Below are 18,652 nucleotides of genomic sequence, written 5' to 3' on the forward strand. Positions count from 1 at the left end.
CGATTCGCCTGCAAGCAGGCTCCTACAACTCTGGATGTATTTCCGCGATTAGTCCTCCAGATTCGGACGCAGCCAGCGCTCCAGCTCCTGCTCCTTCATTCCCTTGCGTTCCGCAAGGCTGGCCAGCTGATCGCGGCTGATCTTGCCCACATTGAAATACTTGGATTCCGGGTGTGCAAAATACCATCCGCTCACGGCGGCAGCGGGCATCATGGCAAAGCTGGAGGTGAGTTCGATACCGGCATTCTGTTCTGCGTTGAGTAGCTTGAACAGGGTGGCTTTCTCGGTATGGTCCGGGCAGGCAGGGTAGCCCGGCGCAGGACGGATACCGGAGTAGGCCTCTTTGATCAGCTGCTCGTTGCTCAGGGTCTCATCGGGCTGGTAGCCCCAGTAATTTTTACGCACTTCGCGGTGCAGGTACTCCGCAAAGGACTCGGCCAGTCGGTCCGCCAGTGCTTTGACCATGATCGCGCTGTAATCGTCGTGCTTGGCTTCATACTTTGCCGCCAGCTCGTCCGCGCCGATACCCGTGGTAACGGCAAAGCCGCCAACATAGTCCGCCACCCCGGAGTCCGCCGGCGCAACGAAGTCCGCCAGAGAGCGGCAGAGGCCATCGCCACCACGTTTCTGCACCTGCTGGCGCATCTGGTGCAGGCGCGCCATTTCTTCGCTGCGGCTTTCATCCGTGTACACAATGATGTCGTCGCCATCGCTGTTTGCGGGCCACAGGCCGAATACCGCGCGCGCGGTGAGGCGCTTGTTGTCGATGATATCGGTCAGCATGGTTTGCGCATTCTTGAACAGGTCTGTGGCGGCTTCGCCCACCACTTCATCGTTGAGGATTGCCGGGTACTTGCCGGCCAGGTCCCAGGAGATGAAGAAGGGGGTCCAGTCGATGGTATCGACGAGTTTTTCCAGCGGGAAATCGTCCAGCACGGTCAGGCCGGGGTTGTTCGGCACCTTCGGCTCGAAGCTTGCCCAGTCAAATTGCGGGCCGGCTTTCAATGCGTCTTCATAGCTGAGGCGTGGATCGTTGCGTCTGCGATTGGCAGTACGCACGCGTACTTTTTCGTATTCTTCCTGAATGCCTTTTATAAAGGCTGGACGAAGCTCATCCGAGAGCAGGTTGCTGGCGACACCCACTGCGCGGGAGGCGTCTGCCACATACACGGTCTGGTTGCGTTTGAATTGCGGATCAATCTTGACTGCAGTGTGCGCCTTGGAGGTGGTGGCTCCGCCAATCATCAGGGGAATGTCGAAACCCTGGCGCTCCATTTCCGCAGCGACATGCACCATTTCGTCCAGGGACGGGGTGATCAGGCCGGACAGGCCGATGATGTCGCAGTTCTCGTCCTTCGCTGTCTGCAGAATAGTTTCCGCCGGCACCATTACGCCGAGGTCGATCACTTCGAAGTTATTACAGGCCAGCACCACACCTACGATGTTCTTGCCGATGTCGTGCACATCGCCCTTGACCGTGGCCATCAGAATACGGCCGTTGGGCTTGCTGTCGACGGTTTTCTCCGCCTCGATGTACGGCTGCAGGTAGGCCACGGCCTGTTTCATCACCCGGGCGGATTTCACCACCTGGGGCAGGAACATTTTGCCTTCCCCGAACAGGTCGCCAACGATGTTCATCCCATCCATCAATGGACCTTCGATCACATCCAGTGGGCGCCTGGCTGCGGCACGGGCTTCCTCGGTGTCCTGCTCGATGTAATTGTTGATGCCTTTTACCAGCGAGTGGGCCAGGCGTTCGTTGACCGGCAGTTGGCGCCACGCCAGGTCTTCCTTGCGCTCTGTCGCTGCGCCGTCACCGCGGTATTTCTCCGCGATATCCAGCAGCGCCTCTGTGGCTTCGCCGTTGCGGTTGAGAATTACATCCTCAACTTTTTCCCGCAGTTCATCCGGCAGGTCGTCGTACACCGCCAGCTGACCGGCGTTGACGATGCCCATGTTCAGGCCCGCCTTGATGGCGTAATACAGGAATACGGAGTGAATGGCTTCGCGCACCGGGTTGTTGCCGCGGAACGAGAAAGACACATTGGAAACACCGCCGGACACATTGGCGCCGGGCAGGTTCTGGCGAATCCACTGGGTGGCTTCGATAAAGTCCACCGCGTAGTTGTTGTGCTCTTCGATACCGGTGGCAACCGCGAAAATATTCGGGTCGAAAATGATATCCGAGGGGTTAAAGCCCACCTGGTTCACGAGGATATCGTAGCTGCGTTTACAGATTTCTGTTTTACGCGCGAAGGTGTCGGCCTGGCCTTTTTCATCAAACGCCATCACCACCACCGCCGCGCCGTACATCAGGCAGGCGCGGGCCTTTTCGACAAAATCTTCCTCGCCTTCCTTGAGGCTGATGGAATTGACAATGGGCTTACCCTGGATGCACTGCAGGCCCGCCTCGATCACCTCCCACTTGGAGGAGTCCACCATAAACGGCACTTTGGAAATGTCCGGCTCGGTGGCGCACAGGTTGAGGAAGCGGCGCATGGCGGCGACAGAATCCAGCATCGCCTCGTCCATGTTGAAGTCGATTACCTGGGCACCGTCTTCCACCTGGGCGGCTGCGACCTGTAGCGCGGTATCGTAATCCTCATCCATGATCAGGCGCTTGAAACGCGCGGATCCGGTGACGTTACAGCGCTCGCCGACGTTTACGAACAGGGCGTGTTCGTCGACCACATAGGGTTCCAGGCCCGACAGGCGCAGGGCAGGTTTCAGTTCCGGTAACTTGCGCGGCGCAATGTCGGCAACCGCATCGGCAATGGCACGGATATGTTTCGGGGTAGTGCCACAGCAACCGCCGAGAATGTTCAGGAATCCGCTGCGAGCGAATTCCGCCACGATGGCCGCTGTTTGCTCGGGGGTCTCGTCGTATTCGCCGAACTCGTTCGGCAGGCCGGCGTTGGGGTGGGCGGAGACATGTTCGCCGCAAACGCCGGAAAGAGCTTCCACATAGGGGCGCAATTCGGTGGCACCCAGGGCACAGTTGAGGCCGACGGACAGCGGATTGGCATGTGCGACGGAGTAGTAAAATGCTTCGGTCGTCTGCCCGGAGAGAGTGCGGCCGGAAGCATCGGTGATGGTGCCGGAGATCATGATCGGCAGCTCGTAGCCGCGCTCCTGGAATACTTTCTTCAGCGCATAGATTGCGGCCTTGGCATTCAGGGTGTCGAAGATGGTCTCGATCAGGATCAGGTCCGATCCGCCGTCGATCAGCGCATTGGTGGATTCAATGTAGTTCTCCACCAGTTGATCAAAAGTGACGTTGCGCGCGCCCGGGTCATTCACATCCGGGGAAATACTGGCGGTACGCGAGGTGGGGCCGAGTACACCGGCAACAAAGCGTGGCTTTTCCGGTGTGGACAGGGCATCCGCCGCACGGCGAGCTACCTTTGCGGCCTCGAGGTTCAGCTCTGGAACCAGGTCTTCCAAGTCGTAATCGGACTGGGAGAGGCGGGTAGCGTTGAAGGTATTGGTTTCGATAATGTCCGCGCCGGCCTCCAGGTACTCCCGGTGCAGGCGTTCGATCAGCTCTGGCTGAGTCAGTACCAATAGGTCGTTGTTGCCCTTGAGGTCGGAGGGGTAGTCAGCAAACCGCTCGCCGCGGTAATCCGCCTCGCCCAGCTTCTCCTGCTGAATCATGGTGCCCATGCCGCCATCCAGAATCACGATGCGCTCGGCGAGGGCGTTATGAAGCTGTTGCAGGCGCTGGTCACGAAGCTGCTGAGACCGATTGTCCGACATGGTCAATTCCTTGTATCCGATTACTTGTTACCCACTGTACCGACTGCCCCTTTGCTGACTGGTACCGGGTGATCAAAAAGGGCGGCAATCTTAGCACAATCCGGCGCCACGACAGGTCTTGCGGGGACCGTGGCATAGCCTGGGGAAGAATGTGTGTGCATATGCTTGTAACCAATGGTTCTAGGGGCAGTGGGGCCAATGGGTAGAAATTTGGCTAACTGATCACAACAACGGACCCTAGAGTTATTGAAATCCAATCAAGCAAGGGCGGGTGCGCAATGAAAATCCTCATGGTGCTTACATCTCATGATCAACTGGGCGATACCGGTAACAAGACTGGCTTCTGGCTAGAGGAGTTTGCCGCGCCATATTATGTGTTTGTCGATGCCGGCGCGGAGGTGACCCTCGCGTCACCCAAAGGTGGCCAGCCGCCACTGGACCCGAAAAGCGATGCCGATGACGCACAGACAGCCGCTACCCGCCGTTTCCGTAGCGACCCCATTGCCCAGGAGGCACTGGCCAATACCAAAACTCTGGATGATGTGGATGCGGAGGGGTTCGATGCGCTTTTCTACCCTGGTGGCCACGGCCCCCTTTGGGATCTTGCGGAAGACCAGCGCTCCATCGCCATCATTCACGGCTTCTACCGCGCCAACAGGCCCGTCGCGGCCGTGTGCCATGCCCCCGCAGTTTTCCGGCATACTGTGGATGAAAGTGGAGAGCCCCTGGTGAAGGGGCGCCGTGTCACCGGGTTCAGCAACAGTGAAGAGGAGGGGGTGGGGCTTACCGATGTGGTGCCGTTTCTGCTGGAGGACATGCTGAAGGAGCGGGGCGCGGAGTACTCCAAGGGCGACGACTGGCAGAGTTATATCTGTACGGACGGACTGTTGATCACTGGCCAGAATCCCGCATCATCGGAAGCGACCGCGCGGGCGCTGTTGGGAGCCCTGGCCTGAGACCCGGTTTTACTTGGGCGCCGGAGCGCGTAAAATACCCGACCAGTAAGCTTGGTTATTTTCAGCCGGTACCCATACTAGGTACCCACGCCCGGTATCCAAGCCCGGTACTCTCGCCCGGTCACGGACCGGGTACATCTAGAGAAGGTATATGTCAGAACAACCGTCAGAATTGAACGTCACCATCACCGACTCCGCCCAGGAGTACCTGCGCGACCTGCTGGAAAAGCAGGACTGCGAAGGCATTGCCATCCGTATGTTCGTATCCAACCCGGGTACACCCAATGCGGAAACCTGCATTGCCTATAGCCGCCCGGGCGAAGAGAAAGAGGGCGACTTGGAAATGCAACTGAACGGCTTTAAAGCCTATTTTGAAGGCCGCAGCATTCCTTATCTGGACGAGGCTCGGGTGGATTACTCCGCCGACAAGATGGGCGGTCAGCTCACCATTCGCGCCCCGAATTCCCGCATGCCCAAAGTTACCGATGACAGCCCGATCGAAGACCGCATCAACTACGTCCTCTATAGCGACGTAAATCCGGGGCTTGCGTCCCACGGTGGTCAGGTGAGCCTGGTGGAAGTCACCGAAGATCACTACGCGGTTCTGAAATTCGGCGGTGGCTGCCAGGGTTGCGGCATGGTAGATATGACCCTGAAAGAAGGTGTCGAGAAAACCCTGAGAGAAAAAATTCCAGAGCTGGCTGGGGTGAAAGATATTACCGATCACTCCGACAAGTCACAGGCGTACTACTAAGCTTGTACTGATAGGCTTAAATCGTCTTTTCAGAACAAAAAAACGCGGCAACCGCCGCGTTTTTTTTGCCCGCCGTTTCGTCGTTGGTGTTAGTCATTCATGCGTTTTTTGGTTTTGCTGGTGGCCTGTGCGGTGGCTGGATCATCCGGCCAGAAGTGTTTCTGGTATTTGATCCGCAGCTCCTTTTTTACCTCGTGGTAGGTGTTCTCCCAGAAACTGGCCAGGTCTCGGGTTACCTGTACCGGGCGTTGTGCCGGTGAGAGCAGGTGAATCATCAGCGGATAGCGGCCGCTGAGAATCGTCGGGGTTTGAGCGAGGCCGAACATTTCCTGTAACCGCACCGGAAGTACCGGTGGCAACTCGGCGTATTGAATGGCGATGCGCGAGCCGCTCGGTACCTGCAAATGGGACGGCGCCAGCTCGTCAATGCGCTGCTGCGTGGCCCACTCCAGCTGCGCGAGCAAAATACTTTTCAGGTCCAGCTGCTTGAGCTGGTCGAGTTTGCTGAGGCCGTGCAGGTGTGGCAGCAACCAGGTGTCCAGGCTCTCCAGTAGTGCCTTTTCGCTCCAGTCCGGGAGTGCAGTGTGCTCCAGCAGATCGGGGTGCTTTGTTTGTTGTGATGCCAGAAACCGCACTCGATCCACCAGGCTCTCGGACTCTTTGTTCCATGGCAGGCTGTGTAGGCCCCGCTGGCGGATTGCATCCAGTAAGGCACGGCTCAGAAGTTCGGGTGAAATCTGCGTGCTGGGTTTTTCCTCCAGCACCAGCTTGCCCAGTCGGACTTGCTCGCTGGCCACTGCGCGCCCGCCCTGTTCATCCCAGCGAACTGCAGTTTCCCGCTCAATTTGCTCCTCGAAATAGTTGTACAGCGCGTCGCTGGAAACGCGCGCGGCCAGCTGGATGCGCGCATCGCGACCTTGGCCATCGAGGTCGCCGACTACCAGATAATCCACATGTGCCAGCTCGTCGTCGTGGGAGAAATGTGCACCGCGGCCGTTTGCCAGCAGGAAGCGTCGCTCGCGATCGTGGCGATTTTTCGCAATGCGGTCCGGATAGGCGAAGGCGAGCAGCACCCCCGTAGTATCCAACTGATCCGGGGCGGGGCCACTTGCGCTGACAAGTTTCGGGAGTTGCGACTGCCAGGCTTTTGCCTGCTGTCGAACGCGATGCACTGAACCCTGGTCGGCGCTGTTGCTTTTGCGTCCCCCCGTCAGCACTTCAATGCGCTTGCGAATATCCCTGTCCCAGCGCTGCTCTCCGCGGAAAATATCCCGCTCGGATAGCAGGGCGGCGAGGAGGCAGGCTTCTGCGGCCAACCCAAGCGCATTGCCGCGAAGCATCATATGGGCGAGCCGGGGGTGGGTTCCGAGGCTCAGCATTGCCTCGCCGTGGTCGGTGATTCGTAATTTGTCGTCGAGGGCTCCCAGCTCCTGCAGCAGGGCTCTTGCCTGTGCGGTGGGGCCGGGTGGTGGGAGGTCGAGCCAGCGCAATTCATCGACATCAGTGACGCCCCACTGGGCCAGATCCAGCATGACCGGCGCGAGATCACTAAGCAGAATTTCCGGTGCATTCTTCTTTGCCATACCACGCTGGGTAGATTCACTCCACAGGCGCAGGCTGTGCCCGGCACTGAGGCGCCCGGCACGGCCGGTCCGCTGGGTGGCGGATGCCTGGGAAATTTGCGTGGTTACCAGCCGGTTCATGCCGGTATTGGGGTCGAAGCGGGACTCTCGCATCAGCCCCGAATCGACGACCAGGCGGATGCCCTCGATGGTGATGGACGTTTCCGCCACATTGGTGGCCAGTACGATCTTGCGCTTGCCGTCAGGGCATGGCGCTATGGCGGAGTCCTGCTGCTGTTTGTTCAGGTCGCCATACAGGGGAGCGATGGCGATATCGCCACGGTCGGAAAATGCTTCGCGCAGCTGTGCCTCCACCGCGCGAATTTCCCGCACCCCCGGCAGAAAGGCGAGCAGGCTGCCGTCTTCTCGAGTGACGAGCTCACGGATCTTGCGGACCATCAGTGCGGGGAGCTGTCGAGTGTCTTCGGGCACCTCGCGGTGGGAAAGGTATTCAACTTCCACCGGATAGGCGCGGCCCTCGCTGGTGATGACGGGGGCCTTGCCGAGGAGTTCGGCCACGGCGTCTGCATCCAGGGTGGCGGACATGACCAACAGCTTCAGGTCTTCCCGCAACACTTCCTGGGACTGCAGGCACAGGGCCAGCGCCAGGTCTGCCTGCAGGTTGCGCTCGTGGAACTCGTCAAAGATCACCAGTGCGGTATCCGCGAGTTCCGGGTCGGACTGCAGCAGACGGGTGAGAATCCCCTCGGTAACCACAAGAATACGCGTGTCGCTGCTGGACTTACGCTCGCCGCGAATCTGGTAGCCCACGGTTTTTCCTGTTGGCTCACCCAGCAGCTGCGCCATCCTCGCTGCCGCTGTGCGAGCCGCCAGGCGCCGGGGTTCAAGCATGACGATCTTGCGCCCCTGGAGCCAGGGGCTGTCGAGCAATTTTAATGGTACGGCCGTAGTCTTGCCGGCACCGGGTGGGGCCTGCAAGACTGTATTGTTGTTTTGGCGGAGCGCTTCCTGAAGTGCCGGCAGCACTTCATAAATCGGTAATTCTGGCATGGGCGGGGATTATACCCGCTCGATCGCGCGGTCAGTCCGGCAGTGGGATAAATTCTTCTTGGTCTCCCGGCACCACCGGAAAATTGCCATTCACCCAATCAGCCCTTGCGCATTCGATACGGTCTTTGCGGCTGGAGACGAAGTTCCAGTCTACAAAGCGTTGGCCCACAGGCTCACCGCCGATCAAAGCCAGCAGGCAGTCTTCCCTGGCCTCAATCTCGACGCCCGACTCCTGTTTGAATACCGCCATGGTGTGGCAGGGGAGCTGAACACTTCGAGATTGGGCGCTACCCTCGACCACGTAGAGTGCTCGTTCCTCTGCGTCGGGAAGTACGAGCTTTTGACCGGCCTTTAGGCGCGCCTCGATATACAGTGTTTCTGCATGGGTTTTCACGGGAGACTCGGTGCCATAGGCTTGGCCCATAATCACCCGCACGGGCACCCCGTCCACATTCGTCTCTGGTATTTCAGTAGAAGGGTAATGGTAAAACGCCGGGTCGATTTCCTCATCCGCTTCCGGTAGGGCGAGCCACAATTGCAATCCGTGCAGGCGGTGTCGGGCTGCAGTGACTTCTGGGCGTTCCCGTTCCGAGTGCACAATGCCTTTGCCGGCAACCATCAGGTTGACGTCGCCGGGGCGGATGGGTTGCAAGCTGCCAAGTGAATCGCGATGAAGAATTTCGCCTTCAAACAGGTAGGTAACCGTAGCCAGATTAATGTGAGGATGCGGGCGAACATTGATGCCCTTACCGGGCTCGAATTCGGCTGGGCCCATATGATCGAAAAATATCCAGGGCCCTACAGTTTTCTGGCGACTGTTAGGCAGCGTGCGCCGCACCGCAAAGCCACCCAGGTCTTTTTCTCGCGGGTCAATAACGAGGGTTATCGCGTCGCAGCCACTCTCAAACTTACAATCGCCTTCCGGTTTACGTTCCTGAATGCTCATGGAGCACTACCCTCGTTTTTATGGTCATTTCATTGAAAATAAGTGTAGTGAGTTTGTGAGTCTCCGAATATGTCAAATATTCGATACAACCTTTCAATAAATTAGCGCGAAGCTCAGGAAATAAAGGCTTTCCAGCAATATGGTCCGCGGAAAGAGCCAACCTTTCTTGCGAGGTCAGTAAAAGATCGTGGCCCCAAGACCTGAGAGGAAGTAGTTCTTGGGGGTTAGTGTGTAAACCCTTGAATGAAAGGCTTGAAAATTAGCACTGCCCCGGAAACGAAAAGTAGCAATCTACAGAAAAACATGAATTGCATGTCACTTATCCGGTTTTGCAGCCAGTGACCGAGCCAAATACCCGCCAGGGCAACGGGAATCAGCCACAGCCATATACCGACAAACTCTTCCTGCCATTGTTGGTTCAGGCTATATGGAATCAATTTGATCAGATTCATTACCGCGAAAAATACACTCGCGGTACCGAGCCATTCCAGCTTGGGGTAATCGCGGCTGATGAAATAGATGTTGATGGGCGGGCCGCCAGCGTGTAGCAGTGTACTGGAGAAACCGGAAAGTCCGGCCCAGCCCCATGCCATCCAGCGACTGTGAATCTTGCGGAAAAGGCTGACCAATCTTCCCCAAACGGCAAAAAGGATGGCAAAACAGCCAAGCGCTAATTGCAGCACCTGCCCGGGTATCCAGGCCAGGGCAAAGCCGCCAAGTGTGATGCCCACCAAGGCTGCAGGAAGAATATCCTTTAGATTGGAAAATTGAATGTGACGGCGATAAAGCCAGACGGCTTTGGCATCCATGACGATCAGCAGCGGCAGTGTGAGTGCCGCCGCCTGCGGCACGGGCATCACCAGAGCGAGAAGCGGTACGGCAAGTACACCGGCGCCGCCGGCAAATCCAGATTTGGAGATGCCGGTCAGTAGTATGCCGGTGATCGCGAGTGGCCAGAAAAGCGGCTGATCCATACAGAAGTTAGGCTGGTATCAGCTCCGCAATCTGCCGGGATGCCTCATTCAATGCTTTTTCCTTGGCCTCATCACCCATATTCAAGCCTTCGGCGTAAATAAACTCGAGGTTTGTGATTCCGAGCAGGCCAAAGAACTGTCGAAGAAAAGGCGCCTGGAAATCCTGTCCGGCGGCATGGTAAACACCACCGCGAGCAGCGAGGATATAGACCGGTTTATCCTTCAAGAGTCCAACCGGGCCTGTGTCGGTATACTTGAAGCTGACGCCGGCACGCGCCAGGTGATCAAGCCACGCCTTTAGCTGAGAGGGTACACCAAAATTGTACATCGGCACGGCGAGTACAATGACGTCTGCAGTGGTTACCTCTTCAAGCAGCGCATCGGCGAAGTCCACAACGGCCTGCTGCTCCGGCGTTCGTTGCTCCGGGGCGGAAAACAAAGCGCCGATGCGTTCGCCATCCAGATGAGGGACCGGATTGCTGGTTACATCCCGCTCCACAACTTCCAAATCCTGGGACACTTCGCGCCACGCACGGGCAAATTTTTCCGCCAGGGCGGTAGATTGGCCCCCATCGGCAAATACACTGCTTTTCACTACGAGAAGTTTCATTGGCTACCTCAATCGAGTTGTCTGTGATGGCGGCAGTATCCGTCTGGTTGGATTGGATTAAAAACGGAAATATCGGGACTTATTATTCTAAATAATCGAACATGTGGCCGGTTATCGGCCTGTGGTGATCAATATTTGCACAGCAGCTTCTTTTGTAGAATGATTTCCTCACATATCAATCATTAGGCGCTGAGATCGGCCGCTTGATAGGGAAGTGGAGTAACCCAATGAAACATGAGTTCTGGCACGACAAGTGGCAGCGAAACGAAATCGGCTTTCACAACAGTGAAGTACATCCATTGCTCGTGAAGCACTTCAGTGGTCTCGGGCAGAATAAGGGCAGCCGGATATTCTTGCCCTTGTGTGGCAAGACCCTGGATATTGCCTGGCTGCTGGGTAAAGGGTATCGGGTAGTGGGAGCAGAACTCAGCGAGCTCGCCGTCAGGCAGTTATTTGAACAACTTGGCGTCGAACCGCAGGTGGAAGCCGTTGGGTCATCGTTGAAGCGCTTTCACTCTGAAGGCCTGGACATCTTTGCAGGTGATATATTCGAGCTGACAGGGCAACTGTTGGGGGAGGTCGATGCGGTATACGACCGTGCGGCGCTGGTTGCCTTGCCGGAGGAAATGCGCGCTCAATATACACGGCACCTGGTGCAGATGACTTCTGCGGTACCACAGTTACTAGTTACATTTGAGTACGACCAGGACCTGATGCCGGGGCCACCTTTCTGCGTGAGCGATGACGAAGTTTTACAGCACTACGCTTCTCACTACCGTTGCACACTGGTGGATGCAGTTGCCGTACCCGGCGGTTTGAAAGGAAAGTGTCCGGCCGACGAAAAAGTCTGGATATTGGATTCCAATTAATTCAGTCGGCCACTCGTTAATAAGGCGGCAGCCAATCACAGGTCAGTTGCTCAGTGAGCCGCCTTTACCAGCTCACTGTCAGCTCACCGGCTTAGGCCGGATTTGATATACATTGACCAGTGTTCGTCGGTGATCAACTGTCGCACCTTGCTGACAGACAGCCTGCGTATCGGTTTGCCATCGGTGCTGGACCGACTGACTATGCGCAGGTCTGAAAGTGGGTAAACGGAGAGCTCCACCGGAAAATCGAAGTCCAGGTGAATGTGCTGATACTCAATCATTCGGCCATTCACATTGATGGTAGTGGCCTCTCGAGCGTAGTGCCATCCGAGGGTATCGAGATAATTCTCCAGTTCCTCGATCTCGTCACAGAACACGTGAATATCAATATCACTCCCTTCGCGAATACGGCCGGTACTGACAGAGCCGATCAGGCGCGGTGTAAACGGCTCCAGCTCCTCCATCACCTCCACTGCGCGACAGCGCATGCGGAAAAGGCGCTCCTCATGGTCTTCAGGGTCTTTGAGCTGACTTAGCTCGTAGAGAGCCTCTGAAATCTCACCATTGGAGGGGAGATACTTGGGGGCGAACCGGTACTGTTTTCCAATCAGCCGCTTGGCCGCCTTGCGTTTGGCATCAAAATACTGGCTTACTCCTTCTTCGTACATCAGTCGTGCCGCCTCCCTGGTGATCAGTTGGCGAATTCTTTGCTGTTTCTTCATTCTTTTGGCGGATTCAGGCCGCGATCAGTAAATGGTGTGGTTTCAGCAATGCAATGGCACTGTCTATTCCCATTACCTGGGCATCCGGGTCGCGCCCACCAATATCGACGCGGCGCAACAGTTGCAACTCTTGTAATCGGCGTTCTCCGGTGTACTTGTGACGGGTGCGCTGTGGAATACGCATCAGGTCGAGGTGGTGGGCCACCAGCCAGACGATGCGGGCATTTACAACTCCGGTAAGCATCTCGGCACCCAGCTCCGCGTGCTGCCGGCTGTCCACGGCTTTGCCGACGTCGTGCAATAACGCCGCGGCCCATAGCAATGGATCCTGAGTCGCTTCACGGGCGAGTTGGAAAACCTGAAGAGAGTGGAAGAGGGCATCGCCCTCGGGGTGATACTTGGGGTGCTGCTGGACGCCGTCGAGGTCCTCCAGCAAACTAGTGAGATAGTCGTACAAGCTAAGACCAGTCAAGGCTGGCTGTCTGAACGTTGGGAAGCGCGCTTTAATACAAGATTTCAATGAGTACGGCGCACATAGGGGAATTCTAGGGGCTCCTCCCTTCGGCCGCAAGCTCAAGTCGCCAGGGGCTGAGAGTTAAGAGTATGAGGGCGAGCGAACGAATATGCCGCCGGTATTGAAACTGAAAACATCTCGGATGATCTATACAGGAAGCGGACTTGTAATAGTTCGACGCCCTCGCGCTGCAGTACTGCCAGCCCTGTATTTTCTGACATTATTCAGCTGTAGAGTTTGATGTCTTGATTGACGGCTCAGAAAATTACCCGTTACTTTAGCCTTGCCACTAACAATAACGAGGGCATCGCAAATGTTTTCGGATCCATATCACCCCATAGTGTACGTCCTTCATGTTGCTCTAGGGTTTATTGCATTTTTTGCCGGCATTGTTGCCATTTCGTCAAGAAAAGGGAACCGGCGCCACGTTCTGACCGGGAAGGTATTCAGTTATTTGATGGTGGTTGTTGCGATCACAACACTGGTGTTTGCTGTCGATAAACTTCTTCCGCTGGCAGTTTTGCTGGCAGTGGGGGTCATGTATATGGTGCCAAGTGCTGTTAATGCATTTCATCAGGACCGCCAGTACGCCGTAATCTGGGATCGTATTCTTATTGTCATTCCGCTTCTGATTTTTACGTTTGCAGCAATGCAAGTGATTCGGAGCTTGACGAGCGCTGCGGCCCCGCTAGTTGGTCCCATGCTAATGGCATCGACTTTTGCTTTTCTTCTGGTTGAAGACTTGTTGCTGTTTCGCAAAGTCGAGCGAGACCGATCTTTCTGGATCCGCCGGCATATGGTTAGAATGATTCTTGCATTCACATTCGCAGCGATGGCTGTATTGCGCATAGGCATTGGGGTTGGATTGACCCTGGAACAGACGGTAATCTATCCGATTCTCATAGCCTGGTGTTGTATTGCCTACACCTACAGAAAATACAGCCAGCAAAAGGATGTCCCGCTTAGTGCGCAGAACAAGACTGCGTAAGTGTCTGTTTCCGGTATCGGGCCATTTTGAGCTTTTTTAACAGCTCGTTCATTGGTTAACAGGGGTTTGCTTGCCTGGTTTTAGGCTACTCCTCTACAGTCCGGCATCGAACGCCTGGAAACCCAAATCTCTCATGGACTGAAATGAGCCAAAGTATTTCCTGGATCGACTGGGCGATTATTGCGACCTACTGCGTGGGCCTATTGGGGATGGCGTACTGGCTCGCTCGTCGCCAGGAGAGCAGGGAAGACTACTATGTTGCAGGTCGCAACGTCGGACCCTGGCCGGTGGGCCTGTCTATCATGGCTACTCAGTGTTCCACCAACAGTATTCTCGGCGCCCCCGCCTTTGTGGCTTTTGCGGCCGGTGGCGGGTTGCTATGGCTGCAATACGAGCTGGCGGTTCCACTGGCGATGGTGGTACTGATCCTGTTTGTGATGCCGCTGTTTCGTCATCTCCAGCTGGTATCGGTCTATGAATACCTTGAGCGACGATTTGACCTCGAAACACGGCTTACCCTGAGTGGCCTTTTCCTGTTTGTGCGGGCCTTCGCTACTGCGGTGACTGTATACAGTATTTCACTGGTAATTGATCTGATTACCGGTTTGGGGTTCACCGAATCCGTGTTATTGCTTGGTGCGTTTACCGTCGTATACGACGTGATGGGGGGCATCCGCGGTGTCATCTATTCTGATGTACTGCAGTTACTGATATTGGCCGCCATGCTGCTACTGGTGCTGATCTTTCTTGTCGATGCCAGCGGCGGGTTCACGGAGATGTGGCAGTCATTTGATGCTGGCCGCAAGACGACCTTGGACTTTTCACACCACGGCTTTGGCGATGGCGAGACATTTGCGTTTTGGCCCATGTTGCTGGGAGGGTTGTTTCTTTATGTTTCGTATTACGGCTGTGATCAGAGCCAGGTGCAGCGGCAGTTGAGTACCCGGGATATCGATGCCACGAATAATGCGCTGTTGATCAACGGCCTGTTGCGCTTCCCGCTTGTGCTCCTGTACTGCTTGGTAGGTGTGGGTATTGCCGTATACGCTACAAAGCACCCGGGCTTCATCGCTGCACTGCCTGACTCCGGCAGCGGCCCCGAATATAACCTGGCGGTGCCGCTATACATGATCAATGTGCTGCCGGTGGGTCTGGTCGGGCTGAGCCTGGTTGCGCTTTTCGCTGCCGCTATGTCCTCACTGGATTCTGTGCTTAATTCGTTAAGTGCCACGACCATGGAAGACTTTGTGCGTCGCTTTCATAAGGGTAGCTGGAGCGCGCACCAGGAATTAATACTGTCGCGAGTGCTGACGACCCTGTGGGGTATCATCACTCTGGTGATGGCATTCTTCGTCGATGACATCGCTACCACGGTATTGGAAGCTATCAATAAAATTGGTTCCCTCGCAAATGGGCCTATTCTCGCGGTGTTTGCACTCGGGTTTGTCGCGCGGCGTGTGCTCGGGCCACACGCTATCGTAGGTTTGCTCTGCGGAATTGTAATCAATGGCGCATGCTGGCTATTCCTTCCGGACATCTCCTGGCTGTGGTGGAATGTTATCGGTTTTGTCGTGACGGTGGTTGTGGCGGTGGGGCTGGCACAGCTAGGGCGCCTGGCCCCGGTTGATGCAATCACGTCTGCTTCCAGCGCAGACCTGTATGAGAAGGCGATCCGTCACCACTTGCGTGAAGAGGCCAGCTGTAACTGGTATCGGCGCAGTTTGTGGCTGCTACTGTGGTTTGTAGGCCTATTTCTGTTTTTGCTCTATATAAACGGGTGAACCTTAAAACGTTTTAATAGGATTTCTAAAGGAAAGATTAATGACTGCCGATCAAAAATTGCGGGTATGGTTTTTCTCTCTCGTTATTGTGCTGCTTTCCGGGCCAGCAGTGGCCGAACCGGAAGCGGCAGGAAAACAAGAGGCACCGGTTGCCGCGCAGCTCGACAGCTTTCATAAGGCGGCCGCTAACGCCGACTTCGACGCATATTTTGGTTTGTTCAGTAAAGACGGTGTCTTTATTGGCACCGATGCCAGCGAGCGGTGGCCGGTGGAGGCGTTCAAGAAATACACGCAGCCATACTTTAGCCAGGGGAAGGGTTGGACCTACGTGCCGAGAGACAGAAGCATCGTGGTTCACGGTGATGTGGCCTGGTTTGATGAGCTCCTCGATAACGCATCGTATGGTGAGTGTCGCGGAACAGGGGTGCTGGTAAAAGAAGGTGAGGAGTGGAAAATCGCCCAGTACAACTTGCATTTTCCTGTGCCAAACGACCTGGCAAAGCAGGTTACGCAGATGATCAAGGCACATGGGCAAGGAGGCGGCTAACGCCGCCATCTTGCAACAGACCCGCTGGTAGGGTGTTCAGTCGTTCGCCGATTTCAGGCTTTACGGCCGCGCGGCATCAGATACCAGAGAACAAATGCGACTAAAAAGAGCGCCGGTACATCACCCAGTAAGTTGGCCCGTTCTGTCTCGTCGACAATCGCCTGAACCAGCATGATTCCCCCGTGAACAATGCTTGACCATACCGTAAACCATATCAGGCTTGCATTAGCCAGTGGGTCTTTTGCCGCCAGGATCAGGAACACACCAAGAGTGGCATAGATACCCATAATCATCTGTTCGTATTCCGGTTGCCGGGGCGTCCAGCCCCATCCGGATGGAAAGATCCACATCATCATTGCATAAATCCCGGCAATGAAGATGACGCCGAATACTACGAGTGCGATTTTCAGAAACCTCAGCTTTTGTTCATCCCGCATGGTCGTTTCCTCTCTATCTAAAAAAGATAATCGTATTTAGTTGATTACGAATAAATTTCCCAAATTGTAGTGCGTCTTTAAGTCTTAAATAGCGCGGCTAGGCGGGGTGGGCGTCTACCGTGCAAAAGCGGGCTCAGGGTTGATGCTAGGTCAGTTTTTGGGCAAATGCTGTCCCAGCCACTGTAAAAGCTGCGGCCTCGGAAGTGCGCCTGAGAGCCGCGTAATTTCGGCGCCATGGTGAAATACCATCAGAGTAGGGATGGAGCGAATCTGGAAGGTGGCGGCAGTTTGCTGATTGGCCTCGGTATCCAGTTTGAGGAACACTGCCTGTGTCGCCATCTCATCGGCCACCTGGCTGTACACTGGCGCGAACTGCTGGCATGGGCCGCACCAGGTCGCCCAGAAATCTACTACCACCGGCAGGTCACTCTTATCGATGAAGCGGCGGAAATTAGCATCGCTGGCATTGATAGGATGGCCCGTGATCAGCGGCGCGCGGCATTTGCCGCAAAGAGGTCGATCACCCCTCGCTGTCGAGGCACTCGGTTTGGGGTGATACAGGAGGGGCAGAGAATCTGCGCAAGTTGTGTATCGGACATTGTTATATCTCTTCATACAAGAATGGTAACTGTGATACATGTAGCTAGGATACTTATAGTTAAATCGTAGCCAGAATCCACCTTGGTAACTAAATGACCGGTAACGGTTTAAACACCATGAGCCAGAATATAACCAATATTGCTACGAAAGCAGGTATTCCCAGCACAACCCAGTAGCGCATGAGCTTGCTAAATTCTGGTGTAAGCTGACCCGAGGCAAGCGAGGCCTCAGCCAGTGACTTCAGTCGGTACTGCAGCACAAGTACGGGTAACCAGCATGCACCGATAAACAGAAAAAGCGAAAGCACAGCATGAAACCAGCTCGAGGAAAATGAGTACCCGAGCTTATGCATCAGGAGCAGGCCGGTCCAAAACTGAGTTACCACGGCTGGTGCAGTAAATATCCAGTCTGCCAGCACGACATGTCGCGCCGTGACGGCAATCGCGGCAATGTTTGCCGACCGATTAGCCATATACATAAAAAAGGCGATGCCCGTCCCGGTACCCGCAACGACCACCGCACTCAGGATATGTATCATTTTTAATAGGAAGTAATTTTCCAAGTTGATCGTTCTCTTTGGTCAAAAATAGCGATGCGCTATCTGAGGGCAGGTGCTTGTTATTACACTTCCAAAGTCGGCAGTACAAACGATCTGGTATTAGGGTGAAGCCTGATCCACATCCCAGGGTTCGCATTCAGTTGCTGCAAGGCCTCTTCAAAATCTGAGCTCAAACGGCTATTCAGGACATTCGCATAAGTCTGGATCTTGGCTGGGGCAGAATCGGCATCGACTACAGATTGCACAACTTTTTTCGCCTGTAGTATCGCAGCGGGTCCCAGTGTCAGAATGGACTGCGCGGATCGGCATTCGGCCTCATCCCGCTCATTCACTTCGCTGCCACCAGCTTTGAACTTGCTGATATGGTGCTCCAGGATGCTACTGGAAATCGGGATTACACCTGCTACATGGTGGCTCTTGGCACCGGAGAAGGGCTTAATGTAGGCGAGGTGGGAGGCCTGGTTTTGCTCTGGGCCGTGACCAATGAAGAAGATATCCAGACCACCCAGGGATTCCAGCTTGTCCAGATAAGCGATCAGGCCGGCTTCCAGGTCACCGGTATCGGTCTGCATCGGAGTGAAGCTTTTGATTTTTCTGAAAAAATCCGCGCCCAGAATGCGCTCGAAATCCCGCACAAAGCTGAAGCAGTTGCCCATACTCATGGGGGCCAGGGCATCCTGAGTAAAAACATTCAATCGGCCGAGTAGTGCATCCTGCTCTGATGTCTTGGCCAGCTCTCCCAGCAGGCGGTGGAGTGCCTGGGCGCCGCGGCCGCCGAGCAGGGCGATATTGATATCACCATCTTTCGAGTCTGCTGTTTCGTACAGTTCGTCCAGCATGGCCAGGCCAACCTCTGCTTCTGTGGCGAGTACGGTTGGGGTGATGCCGTGGTCCGTCAGGTCTAAGCTTGGTGCATCATCTTTAGACAGCCACACGTTGCCGCTGTCTTCAAATCTTGCGAATGCGGGGGAATTACTCATAACTGTTACCTGATTACTGCTGATGC

The 18,652-nt window shown here is 55.5% G+C and carries 17 protein-coding genes; 6 read left to right on the forward strand and 11 right to left on the reverse strand.

The genetic code is table 11. The features are described 5' to 3' along the window. Positions 1-48: 48 nt before the first annotated feature. On the reverse strand, positions 49-3,756 hold the full coding sequence (metH, locus tag LC059_RS06310; protein WP_226702960.1) for a methionine synthase: 3,708 nt from the start codon (positions 3,754-3,756) through the stop codon (positions 49-51). A 278-nt stretch (positions 3,757-4,034) separates the two neighbouring features. Between metH and LC059_RS06315 the strand changes: the two genes are divergently transcribed. Together LC059_RS06315 and nfuA are read left to right on the forward strand one after the other, a co-directional pair. Next, the gene (locus LC059_RS06315; RefSeq protein WP_226702961.1) at positions 4,035-4,712 is read left to right on the forward strand and encodes a type 1 glutamine amidotransferase domain-containing protein; all 678 of its coding nucleotides are present in this window, start codon (positions 4,035-4,037) and stop codon (positions 4,710-4,712) included. A 151-nt stretch (positions 4,713-4,863) separates the two neighbouring features. Continuing rightward, entirely contained in the window at positions 4,864-5,466 is a 603-nt protein-coding gene (gene nfuA / locus LC059_RS06320; protein WP_226702962.1) for a Fe-S biogenesis protein NfuA, read from the forward strand. A gap of 89 nt (positions 5,467-5,555) precedes the next feature. Here nfuA and hrpB read toward each other — a convergent pair whose 3' ends face one another. The 4 genes from hrpB to LC059_RS06340 form a co-directional block, all read right to left on the reverse strand. Beyond that, positions 5,556-8,099: an ATP-dependent helicase HrpB gene (gene hrpB / locus LC059_RS06325; protein WP_226702963.1), complete on the reverse strand. Its 2,544-nt coding sequence runs from the start codon at positions 8,097-8,099 to the stop codon at positions 5,556-5,558. A gap of 31 nt (positions 8,100-8,130) precedes the next feature. Beyond that, complete coding sequence (locus LC059_RS06330) at positions 8,131-9,045, reverse strand: pirin family protein (protein ID WP_226702964.1); 915 nt, start codon at positions 9,043-9,045, stop codon at positions 8,131-8,133. 224 nt (positions 9,046-9,269) lie between these two features. Next, complete coding sequence (locus LC059_RS06335; protein ID WP_226702965.1) at positions 9,270-10,019, reverse strand: sulfite exporter TauE/SafE family protein; 750 nt, start codon at positions 10,017-10,019, stop codon at positions 9,270-9,272. A gap of 7 nt (positions 10,020-10,026) precedes the next feature. Further along, complete coding sequence (locus LC059_RS06340; protein WP_226702966.1) at positions 10,027-10,629, reverse strand: FMN-dependent NADH-azoreductase; 603 nt, start codon at positions 10,627-10,629, stop codon at positions 10,027-10,029. 227 nt (positions 10,630-10,856) lie between these two features. On the opposite strand from LC059_RS06340, the gene tmpT reads away from it, so the two are divergent. Then, on the forward strand, positions 10,857-11,498 hold the full coding sequence (gene tmpT, locus LC059_RS06345; RefSeq protein WP_226702967.1) for a thiopurine S-methyltransferase: 642 nt from the start codon (positions 10,857-10,859) through the stop codon (positions 11,496-11,498). 83 nt (positions 11,499-11,581) lie between these two features. Here the strand turns inward: tmpT and LC059_RS06350 are convergent, their stop codons facing one another. Together LC059_RS06350 and LC059_RS06355 are read right to left on the reverse strand one after the other, a co-directional pair. Next, the gene (locus LC059_RS06350) at positions 11,582-12,220 is read right to left on the reverse strand and encodes a nucleotidyltransferase (protein ID WP_226702968.1); all 639 of its coding nucleotides are present in this window, start codon (positions 12,218-12,220) and stop codon (positions 11,582-11,584) included. Positions 12,221-12,233: 13 nt separating this feature from the next. Beyond that, complete coding sequence (locus LC059_RS06355; RefSeq protein ID WP_226702969.1) at positions 12,234-12,692, reverse strand: HD domain-containing protein; 459 nt, start codon at positions 12,690-12,692, stop codon at positions 12,234-12,236. 355 nt (positions 12,693-13,047) lie between these two features. Between LC059_RS06355 and LC059_RS06360 the strand changes: the two genes are divergently transcribed. From LC059_RS06360 to LC059_RS06370, 3 genes are all read left to right on the forward strand, one after another. Beyond that, positions 13,048-13,722, forward strand: coding sequence for a hypothetical protein (locus LC059_RS06360; RefSeq protein WP_226702970.1), 675 nt, complete (start codon positions 13,048-13,050; stop codon positions 13,720-13,722). A gap of 143 nt (positions 13,723-13,865) precedes the next feature. Then, positions 13,866-15,503: a sodium:solute symporter gene (locus tag LC059_RS06365; RefSeq protein WP_226702971.1), complete on the forward strand. Its 1,638-nt coding sequence runs from the start codon at positions 13,866-13,868 to the stop codon at positions 15,501-15,503. A 40-nt stretch (positions 15,504-15,543) separates the two neighbouring features. Continuing rightward, positions 15,544-16,050, forward strand: a complete 507-nt coding sequence (locus tag LC059_RS06370; protein ID WP_226702972.1) for a nuclear transport factor 2 family protein — start codon at positions 15,544-15,546, stop codon at positions 16,048-16,050. Positions 16,051-16,103: 53 nt separating this feature from the next. Here LC059_RS06370 and LC059_RS06375 read toward each other — a convergent pair whose 3' ends face one another. From LC059_RS06375 to LC059_RS06390, 4 genes are all read right to left on the reverse strand, one after another. Then, positions 16,104-16,487, reverse strand: coding sequence for a DUF6632 domain-containing protein (locus LC059_RS06375; RefSeq protein ID WP_226702973.1), 384 nt, complete (start codon positions 16,485-16,487; stop codon positions 16,104-16,106). Positions 16,488-16,637: 150 nt separating this feature from the next. Beyond that, entirely contained in the window at positions 16,638-17,102 is a 465-nt protein-coding gene (gene trxC / locus LC059_RS06380) for a thioredoxin TrxC (protein WP_226702974.1), read from the reverse strand. 73 nt (positions 17,103-17,175) lie between these two features. Then, positions 17,176-17,649: a DUF2269 family protein gene (locus LC059_RS06385; RefSeq protein WP_226702975.1), complete on the reverse strand. Its 474-nt coding sequence runs from the start codon at positions 17,647-17,649 to the stop codon at positions 17,176-17,178. 59 nt (positions 17,650-17,708) lie between these two features. Continuing rightward, positions 17,709-18,626, reverse strand: a complete 918-nt coding sequence (locus LC059_RS06390) for a hypothetical protein (protein ID WP_226702976.1) — start codon at positions 18,624-18,626, stop codon at positions 17,709-17,711. Between the last annotated feature and the right edge of the window lie 26 nt (positions 18,627-18,652).

It is taken from the genome of Microbulbifer elongatus (genome assembly GCF_020524885.1).
Taxonomy (GTDB): Bacteria; Pseudomonadota; Gammaproteobacteria; order Pseudomonadales; family Cellvibrionaceae; genus Microbulbifer; species Microbulbifer elongatus_A.

What these genes read in the sequence shown, in the direction of transcription:
- metH (WP_226702960.1), bottom strand. Translation starts at nt 3,756, where the DNA reads ATGTCGGACAATCGGTCTCAGCAGCTTCGTGACCAGCGCCTGCAACAG.
- LC059_RS06315 (WP_226702961.1), top strand. Translation starts at nt 4,035, where the DNA reads ATGAAAATCCTCATGGTGCTTACATCTCATGATCAACTGGGCGATACC.
- nfuA (WP_226702962.1), top strand. Translation starts at nt 4,864, where the DNA reads ATGTCAGAACAACCGTCAGAATTGAACGTCACCATCACCGACTCCGCC.
- hrpB (WP_226702963.1), bottom strand. Translation starts at nt 8,099, where the DNA reads ATGCCAGAATTACCGATTTATGAAGTGCTGCCGGCACTTCAGGAAGCG.
- LC059_RS06330 (WP_226702964.1), bottom strand. Translation starts at nt 9,045, where the DNA reads ATGAGCATTCAGGAACGTAAACCGGAAGGCGATTGTAAGTTTGAGAGT.
- LC059_RS06335 (WP_226702965.1), bottom strand. Translation starts at nt 10,019, where the DNA reads ATGGATCAGCCGCTTTTCTGGCCACTCGCGATCACCGGCATACTACTG.
- LC059_RS06340 (WP_226702966.1), bottom strand. Translation starts at nt 10,629, where the DNA reads ATGAAACTTCTCGTAGTGAAAAGCAGTGTATTTGCCGATGGGGGCCAA.
- tmpT (WP_226702967.1), top strand. Translation starts at nt 10,857, where the DNA reads ATGAAACATGAGTTCTGGCACGACAAGTGGCAGCGAAACGAAATCGGC.
- LC059_RS06350 (WP_226702968.1), bottom strand. Translation starts at nt 12,220, where the DNA reads ATGAAGAAACAGCAAAGAATTCGCCAACTGATCACCAGGGAGGCGGCA.
- LC059_RS06360 (WP_226702970.1), top strand. Translation starts at nt 13,048, where the DNA reads ATGTTTTCGGATCCATATCACCCCATAGTGTACGTCCTTCATGTTGCT.
- LC059_RS06365 (WP_226702971.1), top strand. Translation starts at nt 13,866, where the DNA reads ATGAGCCAAAGTATTTCCTGGATCGACTGGGCGATTATTGCGACCTAC.
- LC059_RS06370 (WP_226702972.1), top strand. Translation starts at nt 15,544, where the DNA reads ATGACTGCCGATCAAAAATTGCGGGTATGGTTTTTCTCTCTCGTTATT.
- LC059_RS06375 (WP_226702973.1), bottom strand. Translation starts at nt 16,487, where the DNA reads ATGCGGGATGAACAAAAGCTGAGGTTTCTGAAAATCGCACTCGTAGTA.
- trxC (WP_226702974.1), bottom strand. Translation starts at nt 17,102, where the DNA reads ATGAAGAGATATAACAATGTCCGATACACAACTTGCGCAGATTCTCTG.
- LC059_RS06390 (WP_226702976.1), bottom strand. Translation starts at nt 18,626, where the DNA reads ATGAGTAATTCCCCCGCATTCGCAAGATTTGAAGACAGCGGCAACGTG.